Below are 22,768 nucleotides of genomic sequence, written 5' to 3' on the forward strand. Positions count from 1 at the left end.
AAATTAATTTTTGCACTATGAGAAAAATAATATACACGGTATTATTGTTAATGATGTTTAATACATCATATTCTCAACCTTGGCAAGTAATAAATTCAAGTTTCGGTGTAAGTGAAATAATGTTTACAAGCATTAATACAGGATATATATCTAGTGGTAGCAAATTAAAAAAGACTACAAATTTGGGCATTAATTGGTCAACCATTCTTGATTGTGGAAGTCAAGGTATTGAGAGAATTAAATTTTTTGATGACAACTTGGGGTTTGTTTTTAATAGAACAAAAGTTTTTAAAACAAATAATGGCGGACAGAATTGGTTTGAATATAATTTGCCCGATAGTATGTATAATCATTATATGCTGGATTCAAGTACGGGATTTGGTTCTTATTTAGGTCGAATTAATTCTAACTATGGCAAAATATATAAAACAACTAATGGAGGACAAAATTGGATAGAGCTTGGCTCAGATTTAAACTTGCATTTAGTTACTGATTTATTATTTTTTGACTCATCTGAGGGCATTGCATTAGGTGAAAAATATCTTCCACTTACACGCCATATTTATAAAACAACTAATGGTGGTCTAAATTGGCAAGCAATTCAATTTTCCACTAATGCAAAAAAAATGTATTTAGATAATGATATTTTATATTTACTGGATGTAAATCGATTATGTAAATCCAGTAATCAGGGAGAAACATGGAAAACCATTTTTGTTTCAGATTCTATTCCTGTTATAAATTCAATTGACATTATAAACAATCATATTTTTCTATGTGGCTATCACTACTATCTTGTCAGTCCTCCATATTATGGCATTAAATATAAAATTTATATTTCCTCTGATGGTGGCAATATTTGGAATTTATCTTATAATACAGGCGCTAGTAATGCAATAAATTCTATTAATTTCATAAATGAACTAACAGGATTTGCCGGTGGATCATACCTGTTAAAAACCACCACAGGCGGAACAACTTTTATATCAACAATAAATACTGCTGTTCCTGATAAACATACTTTATCACAGAACTATCCCAATCCGTTCAATCCTACAACAAGAATAAAGTTTGATGTTGCTTCGAACAGTAAAATAAAATTAGTTGTTTATAATACTCTGGGAAAAGAGATGACGGTTTTGGTCAATGAAAACATGAATGCAGGAAGTTATGAAACAGAATGGAATGCGGAAAGCTTTTCAAGCGGAATATATTATTACAGTTTGTTCATAAACAATAATTTAATCGATACAAAGAAAACAGTTTTAATAAAATAAATCTTTATATTGTTTAGTTCTTATTGAAAAGATTTCTTACTAATGGGAGGAGAATCTTTTATGAACTTGCAAAAATATATTTTAATAGTTTTTATTTTTATTAGTTCTTTGACATACTGTAATGATATATATGCACAAAACTGGTTTGAAGTGAATTGTGGAGCAACCGGAAGAATCAGAGAAATAATTTTTGTTAATAGTAGCACAGGTTATCTTCTTGACGAAAATTATCCTGCATATAGCGTGCTTAGAACAACTAACAAAGGCATTAACTGGACTTTGAATTATAGCGGGACATATTTCAATGATATGGAATTTATTAATCAAACTACTGGATTTATTTATGTGGCTAATAAAACAATCAAGACTACAAATGGAGGCGTAAACTGGTTAGAGTATAACGCAATGTTTTCCGCAAATACTTATAATATGCTTGACTCGTTTATTGGATATGGGGTGGGTTATACCAGTATTTTGTTAAAAACTTTCGATGGCGGGCAAAATTGGGTTTCGTTAAGTAATAATATTAATTTATATCCTGTCTATGGCGTTAAATTTTTTAATCAAAATACCGGAATAATAACAGGAGAATACATAGTTAAGCCCCAAACTTACGGAAGAATTTTGAGAACTACTAACGGTGGTTATAATTGGTATATGGCACACAACAATACAACGATACATCCTTGCTTTATAAAGTTCGTAAATAATGATACCGGTTTTGCGGCAGCAAATAGAAATATAATGATAACATATGATAAAGGGCAAAATTGGTTAACCATTCAGGTTACTTCCACTTTTATTTCATCCCTTGATATAGATTTTATAAACGCAACAACAGGATTTATTGTTGGATTTGTGGACAACACCGGCGGATTAGGTTATATTTATAAAACAACAACCGGCGGATTGAACTGGAATGAAAGTTTTTCCAATGTAGCCAAGTTTCAATCGGTTTGTTTTGCGGATAGCTTGACAATTTTTGCAGGTGCAAGAAGCGGAGGAAAATTATTTAAAACGACTAACGGCGGGTTAACACCCATAATAAATTTAAATAATAGTGTTCCTGATAAACACACTTTATCACAAAATTATCCGAACCCGTTCAATCCGATTACAAAAATAAAGTTTGATGTTGCATTGAGCAGTAAAATAAAGATAGTCGTATATAACAGCTTAGGAAAAGAGATGGCGATTTTAGTGAACGAAAATATGAACGTCGGAAGTTATGAAACGGAATGGAACGCGGAAAGTTTTTCAAGCGGAATATATTATTACAGTTTGTTCATAAACAACAATTTAATAGATACAAAAAAGACAGTTTTAATAAAATAAGTTTATACTTAATACAAAATGATAACAATAAAAAATCTTAAAGCTAAAGTTGAAGATAAAGAGATTCTTAAAGGAATTAATCTTCAGATAAACGCAGGCGAAGTGCACGCAATCATGGGACCAAACGGTTCAGGAAAAAGCACGCTTGCTTCCGTTCTTGCAGGACGCGAGGGATACGAAGTAACCGGCGGAGAAGTAATCTTCGAAGGAAAAAACCTACTCGAGCTCGAACCCGAAGAACGCGCGCGCGAAGGTGTGTTCCTTGCATTCCAGTATCCCGTTGAAATTCCTGGAGTCTCGACGACCAACTTCATGAAAGTTGCCGTTAACGAAATCAGAAAATCAAAAGGCGAAGAGCCGTATTCTGCTTCAGAGTTTTTAAAGCTCTTGAAGCAAAAAGCTTCGCTTGTCGGACTTGACCCGCAGTTCTTAAGCAGATACGTCAACGATGGATTTTCAGGCGGTGAGAAAAAGCGAAACGAAATTTTCCAGCTTGCAATGCTCGACCCTAAGTTTTCTATTCTCGATGAAACAGATTCAGGTCTTGATATCGACGCTCTCAAAACCGTTGCCGAAGGCGTGAACAAATTAAGAAGCGACAAGAATGCTTTTCTTGTAATCACTCACTATCAAAGATTATTAAACTTCATCGTTCCTGATTTTGTGCACGTTATGTATGACGGCAGAATCGTAAAGTCAGGCGGTAAAGAGCTTGCGCTTCACCTCGAAGAACAGGGCTACGACTGGGTTAAAGAAGAAGAAAAAGTTAACGCATAAGCACAGATGGAAAATCAGGATTTAAAATATAAACTCATATCGGATTTCAAGCTAATGGAAAGCTCGCTCAACGGCGAGTCGAAGAGTCCGCTTCACCAAATAAGGCAGGATGCAATTTCCGTATTCGAGGAGTTCGGTTTCCCCGGAAAAAAATCCGAAGAGTGGAAATATACCAACCTCAACCCGATTCTTAAAAATAAATTCAGGCAATACCTCATTCATGAGAAAATTAATCTTTCTTATGAAGAAGTTGCAAAATTTATTTTCCCGGGATTTGAAGGCAACATAATCGTTTTAATAAACGGACATTATTCTTCCAAGTTTTCAAAAATTGAAACCAATCAGGAAGGCGTTTTCATCGGGAGCTTTGCAGATGCAAGAAAAACTCACAACGAGCTTATCTTAAAATATTTTGCAAAGTATGCCGATTATTACCGCAACAGCTTAACCGCTCTCAATACCGCTTTCGCAAATGACGGCGTGTTCATTTATGTTCCCGAGAACGTCACCGTTAACGAGCATGTTTTGATTCTTAACATCGCCGATGCGCGTGAAGAAAGCTTGATTGCACAGCCGAGAAATTTAATCGTTCTCGAAGACGGCGCAAGCATTAACGTAATCGAAGAGTATAACACAATCGGAAGCAATCCGTTTTTCACAAACTCAGTTTTGGAAATCGTCTTGAAGTCGAACGCTTCAATAGAGCATTACAAAATTCAGAACGATGGCGACGAAGCATTCCACATCGGGCTTACACAGGTTCAGCAGGATACCCGCAGCAAATATAACAGCACAGTTGTTACATGGGGCGGTTCTTTAATAAGGAATACCCTTAACTCTGTTCTTGCAGGTGAATACTGCGAGTGCCACTTCAATGGTCTTTATACTTTGCAGGGAAAACAGTTTGCAGATAACCATACTCTTGCCGACCACGCAGTTCCGAATTGTTACAGCAACGAGCTTTATAAAGGATTGATGGATGATAAATCCGTTGCAGTATTCAACGGAAAAATTATGGTTCGCAAAGATGCACAAAAAACAAACGCATATCAGTCGAATAAAAATATTTTACTTTCCGACTCTGCACAGATAAACGCAAAGCCACAGCTTGAAATTTATGCAGACGATGTAAAATGTTCGCACGGGGCAACAACAGGACAGCTCGATGAAATTGCAATGTTCTATATGCGCTCACGCGGAATTTCAAAAGCCGAAGCAAAAATTTTATTGATGCACGCATTTGCAACCGATGTAATCGATACCGTTCAGGATGATTCACTTAGAGAATATCTTCACAAAAATCTGATGAGAAAGCTCAGAAAAGAGATTTAAGTATAAATTGAGTTAAAAATGTAGCCGAAAGCTTTAGCTTTCGTACGAACCTTAAAAGGTTCGACTACAATACCAATATGATTGATGTTAAAGAAAAAATATTATCACCATACAACGTAATGAAAGTAAGAGAGGATTTCCCGATCCTCTCTCAAAAAGTTAATAACCATCCGCTCGTTTACTTCGACAACGCTGCCACAACTCAAAAGCCAAAACAAGTAATAAATAAATTAACCGAGTACTACACCGAAATGAACAGCAACGTTCATCGCGGTGTGCATTGCCTCAGCGAGAAGGCAACACGCGCATTCGAAGAAACACGCGAGAAGGCGCGCGCATTTTTAAACGCAGAAAATACTCGTCAGGTCATCTTCACAAAAGGAACAACCGACGGAATAAACCTCGTTGCCGCATCTTACGGCGGAATGGTTCTGAAGCCCGGAGATGAAGTTATGATTTCGACTCTCGAGCATCACTCAAACATCGTTCCGTGGCAGATGATTTGCGAAAAAACCGGAGCGGTCTTAAAAATCATTCCCATTTCCGACAGCGGAGAAATCATGCTCGATGAATACGAATCGATGTTCACGGACAAAACAAAAATTGTTTCCGTTGCTCATATATCAAACTCACTCGGCACGATTAACCCCATAAAAGAAATGATTGCAACGGCGCACAAGTACGGTGCAATCGTAGTAATCGACGGCGCGCAGGCAGGACCGCATCTTACAATCGACGTTCAGGATTTAGACGCTGACTTTTATGCAGTGTCCTCGCATAAATTTTACGGACCAACAGGCGCAGGAATTTTGTACGGCAAAGAAGACTTGCTTGAAGCAATGCCTCCTTATCAGGGCGGCGGTGAAATGATTAAGTCCGTTTCATTCGCAAAAACAGTTTATAACGATTTGCCGTTCAAGTTTGAAGCAGGCACTCCCAACATCGCAGACACAATCGCAATGGGAACAACAATCGATTATTTATTTGACATAAGAAAAAGCAATATCAAAGAATACGAAGACGAACTGCTCGAATATGGCACAAATAAGTTAAATGAAATCGGTGACATAAGGATAATCGGCACGGCAAAAAATAAAGCAAGCATAATTTCATTTTTGATAAAAGATTTTCATCCTTATGACTGCGGCTCGCTTCTCGACCAGATGGGCATTGCCGTCCGCACGGGAATGCACTGCACAGAACCGCTTATGCAGCGTTTTGGCATTCCGGGAACTATACGCGCTTCGTTCGGATTGTATAATACAAAAGAAGAAATAGATAAAATGATTGAGGGGATATACAAAGTAAAAAAAATGCTTTCATAACTTAACATAAAAAAATTGTGAACACAAAGCCACAAAAGCACGAAACAAAGAATTACAATAAATTTAAAAATTTTGTGTTTTTGTGTTTGGTTTAAAAATCAGTGATACAGTATATAATTATTTTTTAACACAAAAATATCAAACCACGAAAATTAATTTTTGTTTTGTGTTTTAGTGATTTTGTGTTTAGTTTTAAAAAGTTTATGAACGAAACCGCAATAAATAATAAATCAATTCAGGAAATCGAAAACGAGTTAATCGAAGACTTTTCTACGTTCGATAATTGGACTGACAAATACGAATACATCATCGACCTCGGAAAAAATCTTCCTTTGATTGACCCGAAATATAAAATCGATGAATACAAAGTCACCGGTTGTCAGTCACAAGTATGGCTCCGTCCCGAATTCAAAGATGGAAGAGTATATTATTTTGCCGACAGCGATGCAATCATTACAAAAGGATTAATTGCCCTGCTCATAAAAGTTTTATCGGGACAAAAACCCGAAGACGTTGTAAATTCTGATATGGCATTCATCGATAAAATCGGAATGCGCGAGCATTTATCACCGACCCGCTCAAACGGACTCGTGTCAATGATAAGCTACATGAAAAATTATGCAAAAAGTTTTTTAAACAAGAATTAAACCAAACTAATAGTAGGACAGACATGACCCAAAGGGTGCCCCCTGTCTGTCTCGATAGGCGAATGCCTATAGCATTAAACAAGATTTTTAATTAATATTAATATGCCAAGCTATAACATAATAAAAAAAGACGGAAAAGTTGAAAGAGTTGTTGTTGATTCTTCAGACGTTGAAGAAACAGGAAACGAAATGAAAAAAGACGACATAACAAAAAAAGATGCTCCTGAAAATAAAACTGAAACCAAATCCGAACAGCCGAAAACTACTTTGGCGGAAGAGGTTAAAAAATCTATCGAGGAAGATAACGAAAAACCTCAGCACAACTATCCGCCCGAAGTCGTGAAGGAAGAAGTCATCAAAGTTTTAAAAATGTGTTTTGACCCCGAAATACCTGTTAATATTTATGATTTAGGGTTAATTTATGATGTTAAAATCGCGGAGAACAATGATGTGCTTGTGATTATGACTTTGACTTCGCCGTCATGCCCCGTTGCGGGAACACTGCCTGGTGAAGTCGAGGAAAAACTGAAAAATCATCCGATGGTTCACGATGCAAAAGTTCACATAACGTTTGAACCTCCGTGGGATATGAATAAAATGTCCGAAGAAGCTAAGCTTGAGCTTGGATTTTTATAATCGAAGTCGAAAACTTCTGAAGACATAAAAATTGCTTGCTATGTCTGTTAAATACTTCTCATTAAAAATCGCCAAAAAAACTTTTCTCACAAAAGATTCCGCATCGTTTACGTTTGAAATTCCCGATACATTAAAAAAATTCTTTGAATACAAACCCGGTCAGTATCTTGCCTTCAGAGTAATCCTCAACGGCAAGGAATACCGCCGAGAATATTCAATTTGCAGCAGTCCGCATACTGATGAACCGCTTTCATTTGCCTGCAAAGTTACCAACAACGGCGTTGTTTCAAATTATCTCGTAAACGTTCTGAATGAAGGCGACAGAATAGAAACGCTTCCCCCCAACGGAAGTTTTACTCCCGAGCTTTCAGCCGGTAACAAAAAAACTTATTTACTCATTGCTGGAGGAAGCGGTATCACACCTTTGTTTGCAATTTTGAAATCCATTCTTGCATGCGAACCCGACAGCAAAGTTATTTTATATTATGGCAGTGAGAACGAGGAAAACATCATGTTCAAAAAAGAGCTCGATGAATACGCAAAAGATAATCCCGAAAGATTAATTGTTTGCTATACTTTGCATGCTTACGACAGCAACTGGAAAGGATTAAAAGGTTTTATCAATGTTCATGACTTAGCCCGTATCATAAAAAATTCTTTCAACGATACTGGATATGAACATCCTCCTGAAAAACCACAGAACCTTGAAACTTTCATCTGCGGTCCCATGCCTATGATGGATTTAGTTAAAAGCGAATTGCTGCTATGGAAAATTCCTAACGAGAAAATTCATACCGAATATTTTACTCCTCCCATACCTGATATAATGGAAATTGTTGAAGAGGAGCTTGTCCCGAGAAAAGTCAGAGTAATTCTCGACCGTGAAGATGAAATTATAACCGTTGACCCGCTGAAAACCATACTGCAGGCGGCAATTGACGCGGGACTTGACCCGCCTTACTCATGCCGCAGCGGCATTTGCACAACCTGCCGCGCAAAGCTTTTATCCGGCAAAGTAAAAATGGATGAACGCGAAGGGCTTTCAGATGCTGAAATCGAGGAGGGATACATACTCACCTGTCAGTCACACCCCCTGACCGATGATGTTCAAGTGGAATATATGTAACTTATATAATACTATACAAGTGTCATTCTGAGCGAAGCGAAGAATCCCATTCTTAAACCAACATGGCATCTTTACCTTTTCTCATTCTCACGATAAACATCTTCTTCATTTATAAAGGTATGCGCAAAGCTGCAATCATCACCTTTATAATAAATATCGTTTTTTCTTCCTTAATATTCCGCTATCACATAACAGATGCAATAAATATTAATCTCTGATAATTCTGATAAAATGAACATGCATCCGGTTGCAAAAACAATTAATATAATTGGAATACTCGGGCTCGGCTTGGTAATTATCGGTGCATATACAGTCCAGTTCGTTTTAAATGAACTTCCCTGCCCGTTATGCTTACTGCAAAGAGTCGGAATGCTTATGGTAATGACCGGATTTGCGATGAATCTGAAGTTTGGAATCAGACCCGCGCATTATGGAATGTCTATCATCGGTGCTCTCTTCGGTGCTTCGGTTTCAATGAGACAAATTTTACTGCACATAGTTCCTGTCCCCGGACAGCCGACAGGTTACGGTACACCGATACTCGGGATGCATCTTTATACATGGGCATTCATATTTTTTATGATAACAATATTCATAATCGCTGTGGTGATATTATTCGGAAAGCAATTTGAAACTTCATCAGATAGCTTAACTGATAAATCAACAGAACCTTCAGGCAGCAAGCTCGAAGGTTTTGCTATGTTTGCTTTTTATGTGGTGTTTATTTTAGCGGCAGCTAATGTGGTAACTTCATTTCTTGAGTGCGGATTAGGACCTTGCCCCGATAATCCCGTAAACTATATGTATTGAGTTATTATAAGAATGGGATTCCCGCTTTCGCGGGAATGACTTCCATTCTTATTTTATAACTTAACTACTCGTCTTTTACATCTTTCAATAATTCTTTTGCATACTTGACGTTTTCCGGCATAACCTGAAATTCAACGGGACCCGTTACGGGATTAAATCCTGTTCCTATAACTCCCAGTCCGAATAAATTTTCAACATCTTCTCCCTTTATCAGGTATTTTATATTTGCTTCATCTAAAATAGATTTAACCACAGAAATAACCGCTTCATTTCCGGATGAAAAAACTGTTACTGCGTTTTGATGGTCAAGTTTATCTTGCTCTGTTGTCATGCTGTTTGTAATGTATGATTTTTAATTTTAAATGCCATTGCTATAGATACAACACCAATATTCTGAACATTCTCCCGTTTGTATCCTTAACTGCAAACGCACCGAAGAAAATAAACACGCCCGATATCAGCGCGTAACATCCGAATACGAGCACAAGTGATACAAGCATCATCCTCGGAGTTATGAATGCAAGCAGACCGAATATTATTGCAATGAAACCTCTAAGGGCAATTGCCCACCAGTGTTTTTGTAACTCTTCCAAAGTTTTCTCCTTTGTTTTGGTTTTGTACTCCTCTTTCTAAATGAGGGGGTTATTAATATTTATATGTCCTGATTTTCATTGATTGCCAGATGGAAATTATTCCCATAATTAATAGAAATAAACCAATCAAGCGGACTATTCCGAAGCTTCCCATTGTAAAGTCAGCCCAGATTAATATTCCAAGCAAAATTGTAATGATACCGTTTAATATTCCGAGAAATTCATTTTGAATAACCTGTCTTATTAATATCGACGCGAATATCTGAACCAACCCGCCGACAACAAACAATGCTGCAAGCAAAGTTACAATTACATCTGCAGATGCCTGTGTGTTTAATAAAATCAACAAACCGAAAACCATATACACCGCGCCTTCGAGAACTTTCAGAAAATTATCTTCGAAACCGCCGCGAAGTCCCATAACAATCATACTTACCCCGACAAGAAGAAGCACACAACTGAGAAAAACCATCAATGAGTTAATCACAAATTGTGGAGTGAATATTGCAATCAAACCGAGAATTACAATGAGAAATCCTCTCAACATAAACAGAGGAGAATAACTTTGAATGTGTTTTGACATTATTGTTTTGTTAATTATTAAAAATTATAAAAACTATATTGTTGCAATTACTTTTAACTCAATTGCTATGGGTGTCGGTAGAGCATTTATCTCTATTGTGGTTCTGCACGGCTGATTGTCCTTGAAGTACTCAGCATACAGCTTGTTAAAGATAGGAAAATCTTTTTTCATATTAGTTAGAAAAACAATTACATCAATAATGTTGTCCCAGCTTGACCCGCTGTCTTCAAGAATGTATCTCACATTCTTAAAAACCGAGTGACACTGTGTTTCAATATCATAATCCAAAATCTCTCCCGCTTCCGTGAGTGTTACTCCGGGAATTTCTTTCTTCCCTTTTTCTCTCGGACCAACTCCCGAAAGAAAAAGCAAATTGCCCACTCTTCTCGCATGAGGGTAAAGCCCCACCGCCTCCGGTGCCCGTGATGAATTTAATAATTCTTTTTCTGCCATAAATTTATTTTAATAAAATCATTTTTCTTGTTTGAGAAAACCCTTGTCCTGAACTTGTTTCGGGGTTTACCTTCAAAGTATAAAAATAAACTCCGCTTGGTAATGCAGAAGCATCCCATCCTATATTGTATTCACCGGGATTTAATTCTTTGTTTAACAAAACAGCAACTTCTTTTCCTGTAATATCATACACCAATAGTTTTACAAATCCGAAACGTGGAATATTAAATTCAATATTCGTTGATGGATTAAACGGATTCGGATAATTCTGTTTTAATTCATAAGCTGATATAACTTCGTTATGATTTTCATTTATAAAAGTTAATCCTCCGTTTGTGGTTTTGAGTATGTTTCCCCAGTCACCGACTATAAATCCTGTTTGTTCGTTAACAAAATCAACCGAAAATAAATAATTATTTGTAACAAACATCTGGGTCCAGTTAACTCCTCCGTTTGTAGTTTTTGCAATCAAACCATAGCTCGAACTATTCGAAGTACCTACACCTATTCCTTTCATTTCATTTTCAAAATACACATCATAAAATACCCAACCTGTTTGTGAAGATATCTGAGACCAGTTAAGTCCATTATTAGTTGTTTTAAATACCTGACCCCCGCCCCGAACCGCATATCCTGTATTTAAGTTTACGAAACATAAACCTTTTGCTCCAAATGTATTATTTATACTCCAGCTTATCCCGCCATTTGTTGTTCTCATGAAACTACCATCCTCAATAGAAAACCCAGTATTCTCATTCTGAAAATATATTTTGTTTAAATCTCCGGCAATAGGACTTGTTATGGCTATCCAATTATTTCCCTCATTAGTAGTTTTAAGAATTGGATTGTTATTTCCGCAAATGTATCCCGTTGATTGATTTAAAAAATAAATATCAATCAGCATTCTATCCGAACCTGATGTTTGAGTAAACCAATTTTCTCCTGAATTAGTAGTCTTCAGAATTAAGCCGGTATCTCCTGCTATATATCCTGTCTGTGAGTTTGTAAAAAATACGGATTGTAATTTTCTATTTGTGTTAGATGTTTTTTGTATCCAATTGTTTCCTGAGTTAGTAGTTTTCCATATTTCACCTGACCACCCGACTGAAAATCCTAAATCCTGATTGATAAAAAAGACATCTGTCTGCCGGGTTCTTCTGCCGCTTTGAAGAAAATAACTGCTTCCCGAATTAGTTGATTTTATAATCGTTCCTCCGCCACCCACTGCGTAAACTATATTCTGGTTTGCATATACTCCAAAAAAAATATTAGGTCTGGAGTATGGAAAAGTAAATGTCGAATCCTGAACCCAGTTCAATCCGCCATTTGTTGTTTTACAAACTTTTCCAAAATCACTTGCAAGATATCCCGTCTGCACATTTAAAAATGAAATTGAGTTTGGCATATCTATGCCATTATAAACTTGAGGCAGTTGAGTATCATAATAGTTCCAATTGGTGCCTCCGTTGCTTGAATATATAAGTTTTGAATCAAGTACAATTGTTGCATAAATATTGTTGGAATCCAATAATGAAATGGACTGAATCATTGCAAAAGGAAAACTGAATGTCACATTAGTATTAAACCAATTATTTCCGCCGTTAGTAGTTTTTAACATTATTCCTGCACCACCGCAATAACCTGTGTTACTGTTCGCAAAATCTATGGCATTTAAACGTGCACCTGTTGTCGAATTTAAGTTCGTCCAGTTTTCTCCCTTATTAGTAGTCTTAAAAATAACTCCGCCTGCACCGCATACATAACCTGTATTTTCATTAACGAAATCAATTCCATATAATAATATTCCTGCACCTGATATAATTGTCTTCCAGTTAATTCCACCATCGGTTGTCTTCAAAATTCTGCCCGTATCGCCGCAGCAAATTACGTTTAAGCTATCAAATACATATAATGAATTCATCCAAAAAGCTGCATTGGTATTTAAGTTAAACCAGTTAGTTCCAGCGTTTGTTGTCTTTAATACGGTTCCAGAAAATCCGCATATATACCCTGTCTGCTGATTATAAAATCTTGCACTTCTTAACATATTTCCGTTTGGTTGGGGCGTTTGCCAGCTCCATTGGGTTTGTGCGTTGAGATTATGTGTTAATGTCAGAAACAAAATTATTAATAAATTTTTCATTTTCCGGCGAGGTTTTTTTTAATTAAAAATATTTACTTGTAATCTCTTTTGCTAAGTAGCTCGATAGCGCAATGCCCATCCCGTTGCAGCTTATTGCGCCGATGACTTTGTTTTCGATGTCGCGTATCTCCGGTTCTTTTGTTTCCGTAAACCCCATTATGCCCGTCCAGTAATAATCTATCTCAAACTCTTCCGACGGCAAAATCACATGCTCGAGCTTTTCTCTGAGGTCATCGAGAATCTCAAAATTATAATCAAACTCATGCGACGCTTCTTTCTTGAAATCTCTGTTCCTGCCGCCGCCAAAGATTACTCTATTATTGTAATCTCTGAAATAATAAAATCCCTCATCATAATGGAACACACCTTTGAACTTCAGATTCTTTATCGGCTTTGTTGCAAGCACCTGTCCGCGTCCCGGCGTCACTTTTATGTCTTTGAAAAGCTTATCCGTGAACGCATTACAACATAGCACAAGCTTCTCACATTCAAATACAACATCTTCTTTCAAAACATTATGCGATACCGCAACTTCAACTTTGTTACTTTTAATGTGAAAATCTTTTACTTCACTTCCGTTTATTATCCTGATTCCCTTCTCCTGCGCATACAAAATCAAATTGCTCATCATCAATCCCGTATCAATCTGTGATTCATATTTGGAATAAACCAGTGACTTAACCCTGTTTGCATTAAACCCGAACTGCGAAATCAAATCATCTCTTATCTCAAAAACATCCTCACCGACAATATCCTTAAGCATCAGGTTCACACCTCCGCGGAAATTCAGCTTGTCCAGATTGTCCTTATCAATTAATTCATAACCGCCATTATTAATATATCCGATTCTCTCATCACCAAGTCTCTTTCGTAGTGCCTCGATTCCTTTTATGCGCTTGCTTATAAGCTCAAGCGTATTCTGCTCGCCTTTCGTTTTGAAATCGGCAAGAATCTCCGTCAAGCTTCCAAAACACGCAAAGCCAGCATTCTTCGTGCTTGCGCCCGTCGGAAAAATTCCGCGCTCTAAAATTAAAATTGATTTATCGGGATGGTTTTCTTTTATTTCGCATGCGGTCGATAAGCCGAGTATTCCGCTGCCGATGATGATGACATCATACTTTAAAAAAGAATTTTTTTCCCAGAAAGAAAGCATTATGATTAATTACTAAAATTAATTTTAAACTTAATCTGTAATCTCAGTTTGATATAAAACATTTCCGCTGTGATCAACAAAAGCAGCTTTAATCTTATCGGTAAAGTTCAGCAATAAAAACCCTCCGGTTTTTCCTTTTGCAAACTTCGTATATTCTCCCGATGTTGTCGGTCTTGTTTCCGAACCCGCACCTGAAACAAAATAATGCACGCTTCCGTCCGGCGGATATAAATACTGCAAGTCGTGTTCATGCCCCGCTAAATACAAATCAACATTATTTCTTTCAAGCATCGGCTTCCATTGAGTGATAAGCTCTTTCGTCTGCCCGTGCTCGCCGTATGAAAAAACAGGATGATGCGCCGCAACGATTTTATATTTTGCATTTGAGTTTGCAAGCACACTGTCAGCCCATCTTAACTGCGCCAGCGTATCAACACCGACAACGTTCTTCATGCTTTTTCTTGTATAATATGACTGCACAAACGGACTCGAATCCATAAACACAAACAAGGCTTCGGTCGTATCGTTAATTTTTGCCGTGTTTGAAAAATATCTCGAAGGCATTTTCCATCGGTTGCTGATAGCAGAATATTGAATCTGCGCGTGAATGTTTCCTCTGTAATCATGATTTCCGAGCATAACATACCAAGGCACTTGCAGTGACGGAGCGGTGTAAACAGCTTCAAACGACCTCGTCCAATGCGGGTCATCGAGTCCTGTAACGCCGTCATCATAAAAATTATCTCCGACAACAACCAGAAATTGCACATTGTTTGCCAGCGCAAAAATCCCCATCTGGTTCGCAACATCCTGCTGAATCTTTATTCCCTCTCTTCCCCAGTCACCAAAAACCAAAACAGTTAATCCGTCATCAAAAAGCTTATTCGGATTATCGGAGGTTTGGGAATTTACATTTGAGTAGATGAATAAAACATTGAAGAAACCAAATATAAATATTGCAAACTTAAAAACAGAATTATTAAATTTTTTCATTACAATTTCTCCTTTTGTTTTTCTCTGTGAACTCTGTGTCTATGTTTTTATTCTTTCCTTTGTGCTTCTTTGTGTGCTTTGTGGCAAAATTCTGCGGCAACACTAATATTTTATGCAAACATTTTTTGCTTCAGTAAAAAACCTCAACGCTTCAAGTCCGCCCTCGCGTCCAACTCCCGAACTGTTCACACCACCAAACGGCGTTCGCAAGTCTCTCAGCATCCAGCAGTTAACCCACACAATTCCTGATTTTATCTGCGTAGTCATTCTGTTCACTCGCGATAAATTCTCCGTCCATATAATAGATGCAAGTCCGTACTCCGTCGAGTTCGCCATTTCCAAAGCTTCTTCTTCAGTATCAAACGGCACCAATGTAACAACCGGACCAAAAATTTCTTCCTGATTCGTTCTGCATGTATGCGGCAGTCCTTCAATCACCGTCGGCTCGATAAACCAGCCCTTCCCGCATCTGCCTTCAATATCCATAGAATCTCCCCCGCACAAAATATTTCCACCTTCTTTTTCTGCCAGATCAATGTAGCTTAATATTTTTTCAAAATGCGGCTGCGAAACAATAGCCCCGACTTTCGTATCTTCCGAAAGTGGGTCACCGACTTTTAAATTTTTTATTCTCTCGACAAAATCATTTTTGAATTTCGGATACAAGCTTCTCTCGACAAAAATTCTCGAACCGCACAGACAAATTTCACCTTGATTAGAAAACGATGACCTTATCGTCGTCTCAAGCATCTCGTCATACTTGCAGTCCGCAAAAATTATATTCGGATTTTTTCCGCCAAGCTCGAGCGAAAGTTTTTTCAGCATCGGTGCCGCAATGCGTGAAATATCTCTTCCCGTTTTTGTACCGCCTGTGAACGTAACCGCCTTAACCTTCTCATGAGAAATTATCGCCTGCCCCGCCTTATGTCCGTAACCATGCACGATGTTTAATACACCTCTCGGCAAGCCCGCTTCGATGCACACTTCCGAAAGCATAAACGCCGTAAGAGGAGTAACCTCCGACGGCTTCGCAACAACACAGTTGCCCGCCGCAAGCGCAGGAGCAATTTTCCACGACAATAAATACAAAGGCAAGTTCCACGGCGATATCGCGCCGACAATCCCGAGCGGCTGTCTCAATGTATAATTAATCGCAGTGTTATCCGTCGCATGCGCTTCACTTGCAAAATGAATTATCGCCGAAGCAAAGAACTCAAAATTTTTCACCGCGCGCGGAATGTCAACTTCCTTTGAAAGCCACAAAGGTTTTCCCGTATCAATCGTTTCCGCAAGAGCAAACTTTTCAAACTTTTGTTTTATTAAATCGGCTATCCTCATCATATACGACGCACGTTCCTCCGCAGGCATCTGCGACCATAACGGAAAAATTTTCTCCGCCGCATCGATTGCCCGCTCGACATCATCTTTATCTGAATCAGGAATCAACGTAAACACCTCTCCCGTTGCAGGATTATAATCGTCTATGTAATTACCCTTAGCGGGCGCAATTAACTCACCGCCGATATAATTTTTTAATTTCTCCATAAACTGTTAGTTCGTTAATCTGCTGTTTCAAGAATTGACCTGAACGCATGAAACTTGCCTTCATATTTTTTACTGTGAATTTCCTGAAGTCTTGGCGCATGTTCTTTTATGTATGCTTCATAATCTTCCATGCTCTTTGCAAAATACTGAATCGCAAAAGTATCACCGTCATCTGGTTTCGGCTGAAGCAGTCGCAAAATTTTATATTCAACAAACAATCCCGTCTTCATAACATCGGGAATATGTTCCTGTTTCATCCACTCAAGCCACTCATCTTTTACAGGCTCATCAATATTAACCGTAACATTATAAACTATCATTTATATAATTTTAAAATTTAAATCCTGGTAGGACAGACTTCTTGTCAAAATTAAGAAGTCATTCCCGCGAAGGCGGGAATCCCAGTATTGTTTGCAAATACTTAAGTCTTATAAGTCCTCTCCTAATCCTCTCCAAAGGGAGAATACACTTGTCAAAAGCAAGGAGGTTGTATCAGTTATATTTTTCTAACTATAGAATCACCACTTTATAAGCTCAAAGTTCTTCCGCCATCGACAGGCAGATTAATTCCGTTTATGTAACCCGCATTTTCCGAAGCAAGAAACGTCACCGCATAAGCAAGTTCCTCGGGCAACCCGAATCTCTGCGCAGGAATTTCTTTCATCATTTCTTCCTTAACATCATCTTCTGATTTGCTGAGCTTCTTCGATTTGTTCTCTATAATAGAAGTCAGCCTCTGCGTACTCGTCGCTCCAGGCAAAACATTATTAACCGTAATTCCAAACGGAGCAAGCTCTCCCGCCAGCGTCTTTGACCAGCTTGCAACCGCACCGCGAATCGTATTTGAAACACCAAGCCCCGGTATCGGCTGTTTAACCGAAGTAGAAATAATATTTATTATCCTTCCGTACTTTTCTTTTTTCATTCCCTCCGCAAACGTCCTCACCAAAATCTGATTTGCAATCAAGTGCCTGTTAAACGCGCAGAAAAAATCATCAATCTCCGCATCTATTGCTTTCCCGGGATTCGGTCCGCCCGTATTGTTCACAAGAATATGAACACTCGGATTATCCTTTGCATATTTTTCAACCGCTTCAATCAGCTTATCCGAATTATCAAAATCCACAACAATAAAACCGTGCTTCTGGTTTTTTTCACTAACACTCTCAAGCTCCGATAAAACTTCTTTCAATTTATTTTCATCACGCGCAACAAGTGTAACATTTGCTCCGCTTTTTGCAAACTCAACCGCAATAGCTTTCCCTATTCCCTGCGTGCTCCCGCACACCACCGCATTTTTATTTTTTAGAGATATGTTCATTAATATGAAAGTTTTTTCTTCTTTTTATCAAACAATAAAAATTGTTCGTTCAATTCAGGCATCGAATATAAATAATTTGATATAAATAATTCTTTTCCTTTTTTATCAGATCCGTTTCTTACATTTCGCATTCCATAAGTTAAATTCCATGAATATATTTTTGCAAAAGAAAAAAGCCCTCTTATGTATTCAGAATCATCATACGTAATTAACCATTTATGTTCACAACTTTTCATTGATTGAGCAAATTTTTCATGGTCAAAATCTTTATGCAAATTACCGTTTTTCCCATATAATGCGGATTTTGTTGCCGAATGATATGGTGGATCTAAGTAAATAAACACATTTTTTCCTGGTGTATTAATTACTTTTAAATAATCAAAATTTGTAATCAGTGTATTTGAAAGTAAGCCATTTAATTGTTTTACTCTTTCCACACTGCTTTCTGTAAATCTTTTTTCAAATGCTTGTTGAGAGTATCCTCCCGATTCACTTGTTCCTGAAAAAGTAATCCTATTTAAAACAAAAAATGCGCTTGCAGTTTGTATATCGTTAAATTTATCAATATTTTCAATCAAATATTTGTGTAATTCTTTTCCTGAGTTAAATTTATTTCTTAAATTATTGATCTCACATTCTAAATTATCTAAATTAATTTGAGACATTTCCCAAAATTTAAACAACTGATAATAAATATCATTTACCCAATATTTTTTTTGAGGGAAAAGTTGTTTAAGAGTTAAAAACAATGAACCACCTCCTAACATTGGTTCTCTGTATTCATCAAAATCAGGAATTAGTGGTAACATAGTTTTTATAGCTTTACTCTTACCCCCCGGATATCTTAACGGACTTTTTATCATTATCCTTTTCTAACTCTTATAATAAATTTATTCTTTTGAGCTTCGAGAAAAATTGTTTTTATTAACTCAATATCATATGACATTAATTCATTCGTTCTTATGAATTTATCAATATCTGCTTTATCTGAATAATTACTAATGTTACCTTTAAGTCTGAGCGAAATTAAATCAAGCAAAGGTATAGCCTTATATTTTTTATTATTTAGCTCTACTTTTTCAAGATTGGAATATAAAATCATTTTTAATAATCCATCTCTTATATCCCCTCGAGAAGGAATTTTTAATGATTTACTACACTTAGATTCTATAAGAATTAAATTATTGCTGCTAATCTCAATCTCATCAACCGTAAAATGATATAAACCACCTAAATAATTTTTTATAGTTATCTTTGACTTCGTTTTTGTACTCAAAATTTCTTTAGGTTGGGTTGTTAGAAATTCTCTATTTTGAGCACCCTTAGATTTATTTCTGGAAAATTCTTTAAAAATATTAACTTCACCAATCAATTTATTTTTAAATTTTTCGATTCCTTTAACATCATGCAGTTTCACTTGCAAATTCTTTGAAATATTTAAATAAGATTTTATTGCATTATTAATCGTTATAGGATTAGATAATTCATTTAGATTCCAATGTAATGATGAGCTTCTATAGTTTTTTATTTCTTTGATTTTCTTTTTAATAAAACTATTATCAAATTTCTGATTTGTAATTTTATTTAAATATTTACCCTCATACCTATTGTTTTTCTCTGCATCAACATAATATGCATATATAATATAAACATCCAATAAACTCATTAAAGAAACAGTATCGAATTGAAGAAAATCCCTATCTCCATCAAATCCTTCATCTTTTACTATCGGAATTATGGTTATTACCTTGCCACCGTTTAAAGAATTATACACTCTTTCATAAGGATAAGATCGGGTTCTTTTAGGTGAAACCCATTTTGAAATAGAAAATATTGTCTTACTATCCTTTAATAAAAAAACTCCGGGAGCTTCATTAATGTTAAATTTTTTAAAATCTAAGGTTTCGAGTTCTTCTCTAAACTTAGATATATATTTAACCTCTCTGATAAACGCCGTTATCTCTGACATTATTCTACCGGTTTTACAATCAACGTTAAATCTTTTCTGCCGATGACTTCAACAACCGCATCCTTTTCGATGAAATATTCCGAATCTGCTTCCCACAAGGCACCGTTAAGCTCAACTTTTCCTTTTAAAGAATTTGGTTTTATCTCGCGTACAACCATAACTTTTCTTCCGATAAACTCATCATTAACTTTTCCTTTTGCATCTACTTTCCCCTTGAACAGCTTGCTGAAAAAATTTCTGAGAAATACCAAGCTAAGCATTGAAGAAACAATAAAAATCAAAATCTGCACAGCAACGTTTTCAATGCCAAACACCAGCGTCAGCAGCGCCGTCACAAGCGCGCCTATTCCAAAAAAGAAAATTATGAATCCCGGCATTATGAGCTCTGCAAACAAAAACAAAATACCTATGATAAACCAGACGAGCGGATAATTTTCTAATAAGCTCATTTTTTATGCTCCTGCTGAATTTCGGTTGACTTCTGATTCATTGATGTAAACGTCTTGCTGATTGTTGCAACCATAGTAGCAACATCGCTTAAATCGCTCGGAATAATCATCGTGTTATTTTTCTGCGCAAGCTTTCCAAACTCACCTAAATACTGCTCCGCGATTCGCAAATTCACCGCATCACTTCCGCCTCTTTCGTTGATTGCATTCGCAATTTCCCTGATACCCTTAGCCGTTGCAAAAGCAATCCTCTCGATTTCCTGTCCGCGTCCTTCAGCTTCGTTAATTCTTCTCTGTTTTTCACCTTCGGATTTTGCAATTGCTTCCTGCTTATCACCTTCAGCTCTGTTAATCTTCGCCTGCTTATCACCCTCTGACTCCGCAATGAGCGCGCGTTTCTCACGCTCTGCTCTCATTTGTTTTTCCATCGCATCCTTAATGCTCGGCGGTGGATTAATATTTTTTATTTCATATCGAATCACCTTCAATCCCCACGGCTCCGACGCTTTGTCAATCGCAGTTACAATCGCCGCATTGATCGATTCTCTTTCCTCAAAAGTTTTATCAAGCTCAATCTTTCCAATCTCACTTCTCATCATCGTCTGCGCAAGCTGTATCGAAGCAAACGCATAATTGTTAACTCCATAAGACGACTTTACAGGGTCAATAACCTGCAAATACAAAACGCCGTCAACTTCAACCTGAATGTTATCTTTCGTAATACAAGTCTGCGGCGGAACGTCCATTACCATTTCTTTCAGCGAGTGTTTATATGCAACTCTGTCAATAAACGGAATAAGAATATGAAATCCCGCATCGAGCGTTGCGTGATATTTTCCGAGACGCTCGACAATGAAAACTGTTTTCTGCGGAACGACCCGCGCAGTTTTTAGAAATAAAATCAGGATAAAAAAAGCGAGAATGACTATGGCAATGATTTCCATAATGTTTATTATTTGTTATATGTATAATAAAAACCCAGTTGTTTTTTTAAGCTCTCATCAAGCTCAGGAATTTCCGAACGCGGAACAAGATAAGTCGATAAATCAAAAAAGTCTTTAAACACTTTATGCTTCTCAGCCGTCTGCATCAGGTAATGCGAGCCGGATGAACCGCCTGTCCCGATCTTTGCGCCAATCATCCTGTGAACCATGAGCGCATGTCTGTATCGCCACATCGTAAAATTCTCATCGACCTCAACGCAGTATGTTAAAAACCTGAATGGCAGATGCAAAATCGGCTCATCGCGATAAAGATTAATGAACAACGCCGCGAGATATGCCTTGTGAGAAATTTTTCTGTGTCCCTGTGCAACAAGCTCATTATATTTTTTCTCATCGATAATCATTCTGAAATTCTCAATCGTCTTTTCGAACTCTTCAAGCTGACGTTTCTTTTTTTCTTCTGATAAGCTCGGATTGTTCATAATAATTTCTTTATCCTCGAGCAATTGTTTCTCGACCGTTCCTTTGTAGCTCTTCCAGAAATCATATCCTTCTAAATTCAAAAATGGTGTCCTTGCAAGCCAGTCATCTACAAGCGAAAGCAAGCTCTGTTCTTTCTCCGATTCCTTCAGAACATTCTGATGTTCACCCGAAACAACCGTATAATATTGCTTATCGTTATAAGTGACTCTGGTTTCAGACCGCAAGCCGAGCTTGTTTTCAATTGTTCTGAATTGAACACTCTGAAATCCTGATGCAGGAATCAAAAAATTTCTGAAGTCGAGAAAGTCCAGCGGAGTCATAGATTCAATAACAGATAATTGTTCGATTAATAAACGTTGAATCAAAGTTATTCTCTGCATTTTGGAAATGCACTTCCCGATATTGCTTTCTTCGATGACCTCGTTTTTAAACATTTCAATTATGGAGTCCAGCTCATAAATTATTTGTTTAAACCAGAGCTCGTATGCCTGATGCACGATTATGAAAAGCATTTCATCATGTGCGGCTTCGCCATACTCTTCGCTTTTCATTTTCTGGCTGTCGAGAAGTTTTTCAAGTTGTAAATAGTCCGAATAATATACCGGCGGATAAGTTTTTTTCATGGTAGCATTTAATTTTAAGGAAGCACTTAGTTTGTATAAAATAAAATTATTGAAGCTATTTAAACAGTTAAAAAAACGCACTGTAAAAAGCACTTTTATTGTCATTCTGGGAAGTAAAACGAAGTTTGGATTAGTACGACAGGCATTCTTGCCTGTCGGGACAGACAGAATGTCTGTCCTACATGGGAGTGTATTAAAACAAAAATCCCCTCATAGCATAACCTATAAGGGGTTCAATTTCACAAATTTAT

The 22,768-nt window shown here is 37.1% G+C and carries 24 protein-coding genes; 9 read left to right on the forward strand and 15 right to left on the reverse strand.

The window, feature by feature from the left end; all coding sequences use genetic code 11:
• Window positions 1-119: 119 nt before the first annotated feature.
• The 9 genes from VHP32_04000 (at window position 120) to VHP32_04040 (ending at window position 9,265) form a co-directional block, all read left to right on the forward strand.
• Window positions 120-1,277 (forward strand): T9SS type A sorting domain-containing protein, encoded by a 1,158-nt coding sequence (locus tag VHP32_04000; GenBank protein ID HEX2787044.1) that lies wholly within the window; start codon window positions 120-122, stop codon window positions 1,275-1,277.
• 60 nt (window positions 1,278-1,337) lie between these two features.
• Complete coding sequence (locus VHP32_04005) at window positions 1,338-2,612, forward strand: YCF48-related protein (protein ID HEX2787045.1); 1,275 nt, start codon at window positions 1,338-1,340, stop codon at window positions 2,610-2,612.
• Between the two features lie 18 nt (window positions 2,613-2,630).
• Complete coding sequence (gene sufC, locus VHP32_04010; GenBank protein ID HEX2787046.1) at window positions 2,631-3,389, forward strand: Fe-S cluster assembly ATPase SufC; 759 nt, start codon at window positions 2,631-2,633, stop codon at window positions 3,387-3,389.
• Window positions 3,390-3,395: 6 nt separating this feature from the next.
• Window positions 3,396-4,721, forward strand: a complete 1,326-nt coding sequence (gene sufD, locus VHP32_04015; protein ID HEX2787047.1) for a Fe-S cluster assembly protein SufD — start codon at window positions 3,396-3,398, stop codon at window positions 4,719-4,721.
• Between the two features lie 77 nt (window positions 4,722-4,798).
• Window positions 4,799-6,046, forward strand: a complete 1,248-nt coding sequence (locus VHP32_04020; GenBank protein HEX2787048.1) for a cysteine desulfurase — start codon at window positions 4,799-4,801, stop codon at window positions 6,044-6,046.
• Window positions 6,047-6,249: 203 nt separating this feature from the next.
• On the forward strand, window positions 6,250-6,693 hold the full coding sequence (locus VHP32_04025; protein HEX2787049.1) for a SufE family protein: 444 nt from the start codon (window positions 6,250-6,252) through the stop codon (window positions 6,691-6,693).
• Window positions 6,694-7,032: 339 nt separating this feature from the next.
• Complete coding sequence (locus tag VHP32_04030) at window positions 7,033-7,329, forward strand: iron-sulfur cluster assembly protein (protein ID HEX2787050.1); 297 nt, start codon at window positions 7,033-7,035, stop codon at window positions 7,327-7,329.
• A 40-nt stretch (window positions 7,330-7,369) separates the two neighbouring features.
• On the forward strand, window positions 7,370-8,455 hold the full coding sequence (locus tag VHP32_04035; GenBank protein ID HEX2787051.1) for a 2Fe-2S iron-sulfur cluster-binding protein: 1,086 nt from the start codon (window positions 7,370-7,372) through the stop codon (window positions 8,453-8,455).
• Window positions 8,456-8,686: 231 nt separating this feature from the next.
• The gene (locus tag VHP32_04040; protein ID HEX2787052.1) at window positions 8,687-9,265 is read left to right on the forward strand and encodes a disulfide bond formation protein B; all 579 of its coding nucleotides are present in this window, start codon (window positions 8,687-8,689) and stop codon (window positions 9,263-9,265) included.
• 64 nt (window positions 9,266-9,329) lie between these two features.
• Here VHP32_04040 and VHP32_04045 read toward each other — a convergent pair whose 3' ends face one another.
• The 15 genes from VHP32_04045 to VHP32_04115 all read right to left on the reverse strand — a co-directional run bounded on the left by VHP32_04045 (window position 9,330) and on the right by VHP32_04115 (window position 22,517).
• Window positions 9,330-9,596, reverse strand: coding sequence for a DUF2007 domain-containing protein (locus VHP32_04045; protein ID HEX2787053.1), 267 nt, complete (start codon window positions 9,594-9,596; stop codon window positions 9,330-9,332).
• 40 nt (window positions 9,597-9,636) lie between these two features.
• Window positions 9,637-9,858, reverse strand: a complete 222-nt coding sequence (locus VHP32_04050) for a DUF308 domain-containing protein (GenBank protein ID HEX2787054.1) — start codon at window positions 9,856-9,858, stop codon at window positions 9,637-9,639.
• Between the two features lie 52 nt (window positions 9,859-9,910).
• Window positions 9,911-10,441: a DUF308 domain-containing protein gene (locus tag VHP32_04055; protein HEX2787055.1), complete on the reverse strand. Its 531-nt coding sequence runs from the start codon at window positions 10,439-10,441 to the stop codon at window positions 9,911-9,913.
• A gap of 33 nt (window positions 10,442-10,474) precedes the next feature.
• Window positions 10,475-10,894 (reverse strand): RidA family protein, encoded by a 420-nt coding sequence (locus VHP32_04060; protein HEX2787056.1) that lies wholly within the window; start codon window positions 10,892-10,894, stop codon window positions 10,475-10,477.
• 4 nt (window positions 10,895-10,898) lie between these two features.
• Window positions 10,899-13,037, reverse strand: a complete 2,139-nt coding sequence (locus tag VHP32_04065; protein HEX2787057.1) for a YCF48-related protein — start codon at window positions 13,035-13,037, stop codon at window positions 10,899-10,901.
• A 22-nt stretch (window positions 13,038-13,059) separates the two neighbouring features.
• Entirely contained in the window at window positions 13,060-14,190 is a 1,131-nt protein-coding gene (locus tag VHP32_04070) for an FAD-dependent oxidoreductase (protein ID HEX2787058.1), read from the reverse strand.
• A gap of 30 nt (window positions 14,191-14,220) precedes the next feature.
• Window positions 14,221-15,183 (reverse strand): tartrate-resistant acid phosphatase type 5 family protein, encoded by a 963-nt coding sequence (locus VHP32_04075; protein ID HEX2787059.1) that lies wholly within the window; start codon window positions 15,181-15,183, stop codon window positions 14,221-14,223.
• 102 nt (window positions 15,184-15,285) lie between these two features.
• Entirely contained in the window at window positions 15,286-16,728 is a 1,443-nt protein-coding gene (locus VHP32_04080; protein HEX2787060.1) for an aldehyde dehydrogenase, read from the reverse strand.
• 14 nt (window positions 16,729-16,742) lie between these two features.
• Window positions 16,743-17,048 carry a DUF4286 family protein gene (locus VHP32_04085; protein HEX2787061.1) on the reverse strand — a complete coding sequence of 102 codons (306 nt, stop codon included), beginning with the start codon at window positions 17,046-17,048 and terminating at the stop codon, window positions 16,743-16,745.
• Window positions 17,049-17,254: 206 nt separating this feature from the next.
• Window positions 17,255-18,049: an SDR family oxidoreductase gene (locus VHP32_04090; protein ID HEX2787062.1), complete on the reverse strand. Its 795-nt coding sequence runs from the start codon at window positions 18,047-18,049 to the stop codon at window positions 17,255-17,257.
• Window positions 18,049-18,912: a DNA adenine methylase gene (locus VHP32_04095; protein ID HEX2787063.1), complete on the reverse strand. Its 864-nt coding sequence runs from the start codon at window positions 18,910-18,912 to the stop codon at window positions 18,049-18,051. Before VHP32_04095 ends, VHP32_04090 begins: the two co-directional genes overlap by 1 nt.
• The gene (locus VHP32_04100; protein ID HEX2787064.1) at window positions 18,912-20,018 is read right to left on the reverse strand and encodes a hypothetical protein; all 1,107 of its coding nucleotides are present in this window, start codon (window positions 20,016-20,018) and stop codon (window positions 18,912-18,914) included. Before VHP32_04100 ends, VHP32_04095 begins: the two co-directional genes overlap by 1 nt.
• A complete protein-coding gene (locus tag VHP32_04105) occupies window positions 20,018-20,467 on the reverse strand; it encodes an NfeD family protein (GenBank protein ID HEX2787065.1) in 450 nt (149 codons plus the stop codon). The genes VHP32_04100 and VHP32_04105 overlap by 1 nt, the downstream gene beginning before the upstream one ends.
• The gene (locus VHP32_04110) at window positions 20,464-21,411 is read right to left on the reverse strand and encodes a stomatin-like protein (GenBank protein ID HEX2787066.1); all 948 of its coding nucleotides are present in this window, start codon (window positions 21,409-21,411) and stop codon (window positions 20,464-20,466) included. Before VHP32_04110 ends, VHP32_04105 begins: the two co-directional genes overlap by 4 nt.
• Before the next feature lie 8 nt (window positions 21,412-21,419).
• Window positions 21,420-22,517 carry a tryptophan 2,3-dioxygenase family protein gene (locus tag VHP32_04115; GenBank protein HEX2787067.1) on the reverse strand — a complete coding sequence of 366 codons (1,098 nt, stop codon included), beginning with the start codon at window positions 22,515-22,517 and terminating at the stop codon, window positions 21,420-21,422.
• Window positions 22,518-22,768: the final 251 nt, after the last annotated feature.

The sequence above is a fragment of the Ignavibacteria bacterium genome (assembly GCA_036262055.1).
GTDB lineage: Bacteria > Bacteroidota > Ignavibacteria > Tepidaquicellales > Tepidaquicellaceae > DATAJP01.